Origin of the sequence: Streptomyces sp. NPDC057253 (assembly GCF_042669125.1) — a bacterium.
Lineage (GTDB): Bacteria > Actinomycetota > Actinomycetes > Streptomycetales > Streptomycetaceae > Streptomyces.
On the sequence record NZ_JBHUXV010000065.1, the window covers coordinates 45,725 to 53,731 of the forward strand.

General features: G+C 72.8%; 7 protein-coding genes. 1 reads left to right on the forward strand and 6 read right to left on the reverse strand.

Annotation, left to right across the window (positions count from 1 at the left end; genetic code table 11):
- Window positions 1-35 precede the first annotated feature (35 nt).
- The 6 genes from ACFULQ_RS29915 to ureA form a co-directional block, all read right to left on the reverse strand.
- Window positions 36-2,072, reverse strand: coding sequence for a hypothetical protein (locus ACFULQ_RS29915; RefSeq protein ID WP_383549762.1), 2,037 nt, complete (start codon window positions 2,070-2,072; stop codon window positions 36-38).
- 123 nt (window positions 2,073-2,195) lie between these two features.
- On the reverse strand, window positions 2,196-2,741 hold the full coding sequence (locus ACFULQ_RS29920; protein WP_383549780.1) for a TetR/AcrR family transcriptional regulator: 546 nt from the start codon (window positions 2,739-2,741) through the stop codon (window positions 2,196-2,198).
- A gap of 53 nt (window positions 2,742-2,794) precedes the next feature.
- Window positions 2,795-2,956, reverse strand: coding sequence for a hypothetical protein (locus ACFULQ_RS29925; protein ID WP_383549766.1), 162 nt, complete (start codon window positions 2,954-2,956; stop codon window positions 2,795-2,797).
- Window positions 2,957-2,965: 9 nt separating this feature from the next.
- Window positions 2,966-3,991 (reverse strand): agmatine/peptidylarginine deiminase, encoded by a 1,026-nt coding sequence (locus ACFULQ_RS29930; protein ID WP_383549768.1) that lies wholly within the window; start codon window positions 3,989-3,991, stop codon window positions 2,966-2,968.
- Window positions 3,992-4,007: 16 nt separating this feature from the next.
- Window positions 4,008-5,717 (reverse strand): urease subunit alpha, encoded by a 1,710-nt coding sequence (locus ACFULQ_RS29935; protein WP_383549771.1) that lies wholly within the window; start codon window positions 5,715-5,717, stop codon window positions 4,008-4,010.
- On the reverse strand, window positions 5,714-6,445 hold the full coding sequence (gene ureA, locus ACFULQ_RS29940) for an urease subunit gamma (protein WP_383549774.1): 732 nt from the start codon (window positions 6,443-6,445) through the stop codon (window positions 5,714-5,716). Before ureA ends, ACFULQ_RS29935 begins: the two co-directional genes overlap by 4 nt.
- A gap of 114 nt (window positions 6,446-6,559) precedes the next feature.
- Here ureA and ACFULQ_RS29945 point away from each other — a divergent pair, with 114 nt between their 5' ends.
- Window positions 6,560-7,990, forward strand: a complete 1,431-nt coding sequence (locus ACFULQ_RS29945; protein WP_383549777.1) for a cytosine permease — start codon at window positions 6,560-6,562, stop codon at window positions 7,988-7,990.
- Window positions 7,991-8,007 lie beyond the last annotated feature (17 nt).

The window sequence follows — 8,007 nt, forward strand, 5'->3', positions numbered from 1 at the left end:
TTGTGGTCGTTGCTGGTCATCGCTGTCGCTGCTGGTCACTGCACTGTCCGCAGGAAGACGTCCGTCACCCCGTTCGTGTCCCCTTCCACCAGATCGGGTGAGGCCGACTCGAACGCGACGACCGTGCCGTCGGCGTTGACGGACGGGTGCCCGGCCGGGAGGTCGTTCCGACCGCCCCAGCGGTCCACGCTGATCAACTGCCGCTTTCCGGTGGCCAGTTGGAGCCAGTACACGGAGCGGCCCGAGGTGTACGCCAGAGCCGTGCCGTCTCCGGCGAGCGAGGGCTGGGTGCCCTTGACCCGGATCGTGGTGCCGGTGTCCAGGTCGCGGACGACGGCCCGGGAGCCCTGCTGGAAGGCCACCTTGCGGCCGTCCGCGCTGATCGACGGGGCCGAGCCGGGACCGAGCTCCGTCAGGGCCCCGGTGTCGAGGTCGCGGACGTGGACGCGGTCGCCCTGCTCGAAGGCGATGTACCGGCCGTCGTAGGTGATGGCCGGGTTGCCGGCCGGCTCGTTCGTGGGGGCGCTGACCACGTCGGTGTCGCCTCCGTTGAACTTGAAGCGGTAGACGCGGGGTCGGGGGTGCGGGTCGGCGTCGGTCGCGGGCAGGGTCGCCACGTAGGTGAGCCACTGGCAGCTGGGGTCGACCACGGGCTGTCCCACCCGGGTGAAGCGGACGCCCTGGTAGGAGGCGATGCCTGTGAGCTTGCCGACCGCGCGGTTGCGGACGTGGACCGCCGGGCCGCCGTCGGGGCCGTACGGTCCCGAATAGCCGACCATGCGCCCGCTGGAGCAGGGGCTGCCCTCGGAAGAAGGCCTCTGCCCGGCCGAGTTGACCTGCGAGACGCCCACGGGGGTGTTCACGAACACATCGCCCTCGGACGTGAAGGAGACGACCTTGTTCTCCCCCATCACCGGGTCGCGGGAGGCGCCGCTCGGCCCGCCGACCCGCTCGGTGACGGACGGCACCGGCGCCGGGTTCCTGCCCAGCTCGCCGGAGAACACGAACACGTCGGACTCCCTGTTGGTGTCGCCCGGCACCAGGTGGGAGGCGGCCGAACCGAACACCACCGCACGGCCCTTGGCGGCCAGCGCGTCGTCCAGCACCTGCGCGGCCCACGGGAGAGCGGCCCCGCGGGCCCCGGTGCGCAGATCACGCACGCGCGTGCCGTCCTCGCCGTCGACGACCACGTACCGGCCGTCCGCCGTGGCCGCGCCGGGGATCCCGTCGGCCACCCGCCGCGACTGGCCCGTGCGCAGGTCGTGGACGTACAGGCCGCCCTCGGCGTGGAGGAGGACCCGGCGGCCGTCCGCGGTGACGCGGACCAGGGTGGCGGCTCCGAGGCCGGTGTCCACCTGGGTCCGCTCGCCCGTCCGGCGGTCCCTGACGTAGACGTCGGCGGGATCCTGCTCGTCGTCGACCCGGAGTCCGTACGCGACCCGCGTGCCGTCACCGCTCACCGAGGCCCCGTTCTTCTGGCCCTCCTCGGCCGCCGAGATCAGGGTGTCGGTGCCGGTGGCCGTGTCGCGGACGTACAGCAGGCGGCTGCTCTGATCCCCGTTGCGGTTGCCGAGGGTGTACGCGACGTGCGTGCCGTCCGGGCTGATGGACTGCGCCCGGCCCAATTCGTTGAAGCCGGGCGGATCCTGGGGCCACAGCTTCTCCGCGCGGCCGGTGGCACGGTCGTACAGGTAGGGGGCCAGGAAGCGGGTGCCGGCGGAGAAGGCGACACGGCCGCCGTCGGCGCTCGGCGCCGGCGAGTCGTACGTGTGGCCGTCGCCGAGGTCGATCCGGGTGAGCCCGCCGTCGCGCACGTCCTTCACCAGCAGACACGGAGTGAAGTGGCCGCAGCCGAAGCTCGCCGCGGTGGACACGAACGCGACGGTACGGCCGTCGGCGCTGATCGAGGCGTCGCCCGAGGCCCCGTCGGCCTGGCCGCCGTCGGCGGCGGTGCTGACCCGGTCCACCCGGGGGCCGTGCGGTCCCCGCGGTGCGGATGCGGTGGTCCCGGTGGGTGCGGTGAGCGTGACGAGCAGGGCCGCGCCTAAGAGGCATACGGCGGCTCTGGACATGTTCCCCCCTGTGATCCCCGTTGACGCATTACCCCCGGCCCCGCGCCGAGGGCTCCCCACGAGGCAAACGCACCACCGACCACAGGGTCAATCGGCCTTATTGCGTACAACCCGGGCGCGAGGTCACGCGTCCGCGAGGAGGCTCTCGTCGAGGAACTCCCGTACGTGGCCGAGAATCGTCCCCCGGTCGGTGCCGCGCAGCCCGATCGCCACATGGATGGAGAAACCGTCGAGCAGGGCCCGCAGCCGGCTCGCGAAGCGGTCCGGGTCGACGGTCCGGAACTCCCCTCGCGAGATCCCCTCCGCGAGCAGCGCGACCAGGTCGCGGTGCCAGGCGCCCTCGATGGCGGCCTGCCGGTCGCGGGCGTCGGCGTCGGCGTTCTGCGAGCGGTTCCAGACCTCCAGCCAGAGGGTCCAGTGCGGGTCGCGGTGGCCGTCCGGGACGTACAGGTCGACGTACGCGTCGAGCCGGGCGCGGGCGGTCGCCGTGCGGGTGAGCAGCCGGCCGCGCTCGGCGCCGAGCCGTCCCTCGCTCCACTCCAGGGCCTGGAGCAGCAGCTCGTCCTTGGAGCGGAAGTAGTAGAGAAGGTGGCCGCTGCTCATGCCGACCGCCCGCCCGAGGGCCGCCATGGTGAGCTTCTCCAGTCCGCGCTCGGCGATCATCCCCATGGCGGCGGCCAGGACGTCCTCGCGAGGCGGGGCGGGCGTGCGGCGGCGGGTGCTCACGCGGCACCCTCCACCCGCACGGCACCGGCGACGAGCCGGGTCTCGCAGCGGCTGCAGCCCGGGAGTCCGTCCCGGCCGGGGTACTCGGACATCGCGTCGAGCCGCCGGACCGGCTCGGTCGGCCGGGTTCCGCAGGTGGCGCAGAGCAGTACGTTCACGCGTACGTTCTACCTGACCGCGGCCTTCGGCTGCTGCTGAGTGATGCAGTGGATGCCGCCCCCGCCCGCGAAGACGGTCCGCGCGTCGACCAGCGTGACCGTCCGCTCGGGGAACAGCCGCCGGAAGATTCCGACCGCGAGCTCGTCGCGGGGGTCGTCGAAACCGCACAGCACCACACCGCCGTTGCAGAGGTAGTGGTTGATGTAGGAGTAGTCGACCCAGTCGCCGTCGGCCTCCAGCACGGTCGGGGCGGGCACCTCGACGACCTCCAGGCGCCGCCCCCGCGCGTCGGTCGCCGACTTCAGCAGGCCTACGACCTCCCTGGTCACCTCGTGGTCCGGGTGCGCGGGGTCCGGCTGGACGTGGGCCACGACCACGCCCGGCCGGGCGAAGGCGGCCACGATGTCGACGTGGCCCTGGGTGCCGTACCTGCCGTAGTCGCCGGAAAGGCCGCGCGGGAGCCAGATCGCCTTGGTGGTGCCGAGCCTGGCGTGGATCTCCGCCTCGACCCGCTCCCGGGTCCAGCCGGGGTTGCGCCCGGCGCCGAGCTGGACGGTGTCGGTGAGCAGGACGGTGCCCTCGCCGTCGACGTGGATCGCGCCGCCCTCGTTCACCAGTGCGCTGCTCAGCACCGGCACCCCGGCGAGGTCGGCGACCTGCCGGGCGATCTTGGAGTCGTGCTCCCAGCGGGCCCAGTCCTGGCCGCCCCAGCCGTTGAACACCCAGTCCACGGCGGCCAGTTGCCCCTCCTCGTCATGGACGAAGGTCGGGCCGATGTCCCGCATCCACGCATCGTCCAGCTCGCGCTCCACCAACTCGACGTCCGGACCGAGCAGTTCGCGCGCGGAGTCGGCGTGGCCGGGGCCGTGCACCATCGTCACCGGTTCGAAGCGGCGCACCGCGCGGGCGACCGAGGCCCAGGCGGTGCGGGCCGCGGCCAGCTCCTCGTCGTCGGTGAAGGTGGGGTTGGGGCCGGGCCAGGCCATCCAGGTGCGCTCGTGCGGGGCCCACTCGGGGGGCATGCGGTAGGTCATCACAGGTCCACGGGTCCTAGAGGAAGTACAGGCGGTTGAGGGAGACGGACTCGGCCGGTTCGGAGCGGATCGGTTCGCCGTCCAGCGTCACCAGGCCCGTGCGCTGGTCCACGTCCACCGCTCCGGTACGGGAGTTGAGGCGCAGGTCGGCCGGACCGATGCCCCGGGTGCCGCGGACCGCGACCCTTCTCCTGCGGGTCGGCATCAGGTCGTGGCCCTGGTCGAGGGCGGCCCCCGCGACGAAGGCGACGGAGATCTCGGCGGGGGTGGCACCGTGCGCCCCGAACTGCGGTCCCAGGACGAGGGGTTCACAGGTGTCGGTGGCCGCACCGGGGTCGCCGACCACGCCGTAGGCCGGGAAGCCCGACTTCAGGACCAGCTGCGGCTTGGCGCCGAAGTACTCCGGTCGCCACAGCACGAGGTCGGCCAGCTTGCCCACCTCGATGGACCCCACCTCGTGCGCGAGGCCGTGGGCGATGGCCGGGTTGATGGTCAGCTTGGCGATGTAGCGCAGGACGCGTTCGTTGTCGTGCTCGTCGGGCGCGCCGAACTCGGTCTTCATCTTCCCGGCCATCGCGAAGGTACGGCGGACCGTCTCCCCCGCGCGTCCCATGCCCTGCGCGTCCGACGAGGTGATGCCGATCGCGCCCAGGTCGTGCAGCACGTCCTCGGCGCCCATGGTCCCGGCGCGGATGCGGTCACGGGCCAGGGCGGCGTCGCCGGGCAGGTCGGGCTTGAGGCCGTGGACGGAGACGATCATGCCGTAGTGCTCGGCGACGGCGTCCCGGCCGAAGGGCAGGGTCGGGTTGGTGGAGGAGCCGATGACGTTCGGGACGCCTGCCATCTTCAGGACGTTGGGCACATGACCGCCGCCGCAGCCCTCGATGTGGAAGGCGTGGATGGTGCGGCCCTCCAGCACGCGCAGGGTGTCCTCGACGGACAGGCACTCGTTCAACCCGTCGCTGTGCAGGGCGACTTGGACGTCGTGTTCCTCGGCGACGCGCAGGGCGGTGTCCAGGGCGCGGGTGTGGGCGCCCATGTCCTCGTGCACCTTGAAGCCGGAGGCGCCGCCTTCCGCGAGGGCCTCTATGAGGGGCGCCTCGTGGGAGGACGAACCCCGGCCCAGGAAGCCGATGTTGACGGGCCAGGCGTCGAAGGCGCTGAAGGCATGCCGCAGAGCCCAGGGCGAGTTGACCCCGACGCCCCACACGGGCCCGAACTCCTGCCCGATGACGGTGGTCACCCCGGACGCCAGCGAGGCCTCCATGATCCGCGGCGAGAGCAGATGGACATGGGTGTCGACGGCTCCGGCGGTGGCGATGAGCCCCTCGCCGGACACGATCGACGTGCCGGTGCCGACGACGACGTCCACCCCGTCGAGGGTGTCGGGGTTCCCGGCCCGCCCGACGGCACAGATCCGCCCTTCCCGGATGCCGATGGAGACCTTGCGGATCCCCAGCACGGCGTCGATCACGACGACATTGCTGACGACCACGTCACAGGTCTCGCGCACGGCGGCGGCCTTGAGGTGCAGCCCGTCCCGCGCGGTCTTCCCGAACCCCGCGAGGAACTCGTCGCCGTACCGCTGCGAGTCCTCCTCGACCCGGACCACCAGCCCGGAGTCCCCGAGCCGGATCCGGTCACCGGCACGGGGGCCGTGAGCGGCGGCGTACTCGTGGGGCGTGAGCCGCCGGGCTTCGGCGGGGTGCCCTCCAGGACGGCTCATCGCACGGCCTCCTCGTCGTCCTCGTCGTCCTCGTCGTCCTCGTCGTCCTCGTCGCGAACCCCCAGATATCCGCAGGCGGCGGCCCTCCGCAGGGCCTCCTCCCTCGCGCCCGGGGCGTCCAGCGCCCCGTCCACGAGTCCGGCGAAGCCGATGGCGATCCGCTCGCCCCCGATCGGCAGCAGGCCGACCTCGACGCTCTCGCCCGGACCGAAGCGCACCGAGGACCCGGCGGGGACGGCGAGCCGCATGCCGTAGGCCGCGGCCCGCTCGAAGTCGAGCCGGGGGTTGGCCTCGAAGAAGTGGAAGTGGGACGTCACGGAGACGGGCACGCCGGCCGTGTTGGTGACGGTCAGCCGTACGACCGGCTCGGGCTCCTGGTGGACCGGTCCCGGCAGCAGCGCGCCCGGGGCCGTGTCGCCGAGCCCGCCGCCGATCGGATCGCTCACGACCGCGAGCCGCGAGCCGTCCTCGAAGACCGCCTCGACATGCACCTCGGTGACGACGTCCGCGACGCCGGGCAGCACGTCGTCCGGCCCGAGCACCGACCGCGCCCGCTGCACGGCCTCGGCCAGCCGCACCCCGTCCCGGGCGGCCTCGCAGACGGTGTCCGCGATGAGCGCGGTCGCCTCCGGGACGTTCAGCCGCAGTCCGCGCGCCCTGCGGGCCCGGGCCAGCTCGGCGGCGCCGAAGAGCAGCAGCCGGTCGCGTTCGGTAGGGGTCAGCCGCATGCCGTTCCCTTCTTTAGAGCATCACTCTAAACATAAAAATCCCTCGACGGAAAGGTTGACGGCAGAGCCAGAAGCGCCCCACATTGAACGTCGCTCTAACAAAGGGAGACCAGCATGCCGATGGAACAGCGCGGAGTCGACACCGTCCCCGAGGAGGAACGCACCAGCGGCCCCCGCGACCTCGTCTCGATCCTGCTCGGCTCCAACCTCTGCCTGGGCGTGATCGTCTTCGGCTGGCTGCCGCCGTCCTTCGGCCTGGGCTGGTGGGCCTCGGTGAGCGCGATCGTGGCGGGCACCCTGCTCGGCACCGCCCTCACGGCCCCGCTCGCCCTGATCTCCCTGCGCACGGCGACCAACCTGTCGACGTCCTCCGGCGCCCAGTTCGGCGTGCGCGGCAGACTGGTCGGCTCGGTCGTCGGCCTCCTGCTGGCCCTCGGCTACACCGCCCTGACGGTGTGGATCGGCGGCGACGTGATGGTGGGGACGCTGGGCCGGCTGACCGGGCTCCCGGCGAGCGGATGGTCGTACGGCGTCGTCTACGGGCTGCTCGCCGCGGCGACCGTCGCGGGCGCGGTGTACGGCTACCGCGTGCTGCTGGCGATGTCCCGGGTGCTGGCGGTCGGGATGACGGCCCTGCTGGTCCTCGGTGTCCTCGCCTACGCCCCGCACTTCACCACCGCCGCGCTGCCGGAGGCAGGCGGGTACCTGCTGGGCGGCTTCTGGCCTACCTGGCTGCTGGCGCTGGTGGCGGCGGGGCTGTCCGGTCCCGTCGCCTTCATCACGCTCCTCGGCGACTACACCCGCTACATCTCCCCGGCCCGCCACACCTCACGCCGCGTCCTGCACGCCACCTGGCTGGGCCTCGTCGCGGGTCTCCTGGTCCCCCAGCTCTTCGGCACCTTCACGGCGTACGCGGCACGCGCGGCGGCGGACTACGCGGGCCCCCTGGTGTCGGCGTCCCCCGCCTGGTACCTGGTCCCGCTGCTGCTGGCCGCCTCCGCAGGGTCGGTCGGCAACGCGGGGCTGATGCTCTACTCCATGGGCCTCGACCTGGACGCGATCCTGCCGCGCGCGTCCCGGGCGACCGCGACGTACACCGTCGCCGTGGTCGCGACGGCCTGTGTCTTCGTCGGGCACTACCGGTCGTCGGCGCAGGACGCGATGACGTCCTTCGTGCTGCTGCTGACGGCGATCGGCACCCCCTGGGCCGTCGTCACCCTCATCGGCTTCGCCCGCTGCCGGGGCGTCTACGACCCGGAGGCCCTCCAGGTCTTCAACCGCCGCTCCCGGGGCGGGATCTACTGGTACCGCGGCGGCTGGAACCTCCCGGCGACGGTGTCCTGGGCGCTGGGCGCCGGCGTGGGCCTGCTGGCGGTCTCGCTGCCGTCGTACGAGGGGCCGCTGCTGTCGCTGACCGGCGGGGTGGACTGCAGCTTCCTGCTGTCGGGGCTGGTCGGCGGGGCCGTGTATCTGCTGCTGTCGCGCGGGGAACACCCGCGGGCCGCCGCGGAACCCGTGGCCGCCGCGGCCCGGACGAAGCGGTAGGCCCCGAAAGGGGGGGC

What these genes read in the sequence shown, in the direction of transcription:
- ureA (WP_383549774.1), bottom strand. Translation starts at nt 6,445, where the DNA reads ATGCGGCTGACCCCTACCGAACGCGACCGGCTGCTGCTCTTCGGCGCC.
- ACFULQ_RS29920 (WP_383549780.1), bottom strand. Translation starts at nt 2,741, where the DNA reads ATGGGGATGATCGCCGAGCGCGGACTGGAGAAGCTCACCATGGCGGCC.
- ACFULQ_RS29930 (WP_383549768.1), bottom strand. Translation starts at nt 3,991, where the DNA reads ATGACCTACCGCATGCCCCCCGAGTGGGCCCCGCACGAGCGCACCTGG.
- ACFULQ_RS29945 (WP_383549777.1), top strand. Translation starts at nt 6,560, where the DNA reads ATGCCGATGGAACAGCGCGGAGTCGACACCGTCCCCGAGGAGGAACGC.
- ACFULQ_RS29915 (WP_383549762.1), bottom strand. Translation starts at nt 2,072, where the DNA reads ATGTCCAGAGCCGCCGTATGCCTCTTAGGCGCGGCCCTGCTCGTCACG.
- ACFULQ_RS29935 (WP_383549771.1), bottom strand. Translation starts at nt 5,717, where the DNA reads ATGAGCCGTCCTGGAGGGCACCCCGCCGAAGCCCGGCGGCTCACGCCC.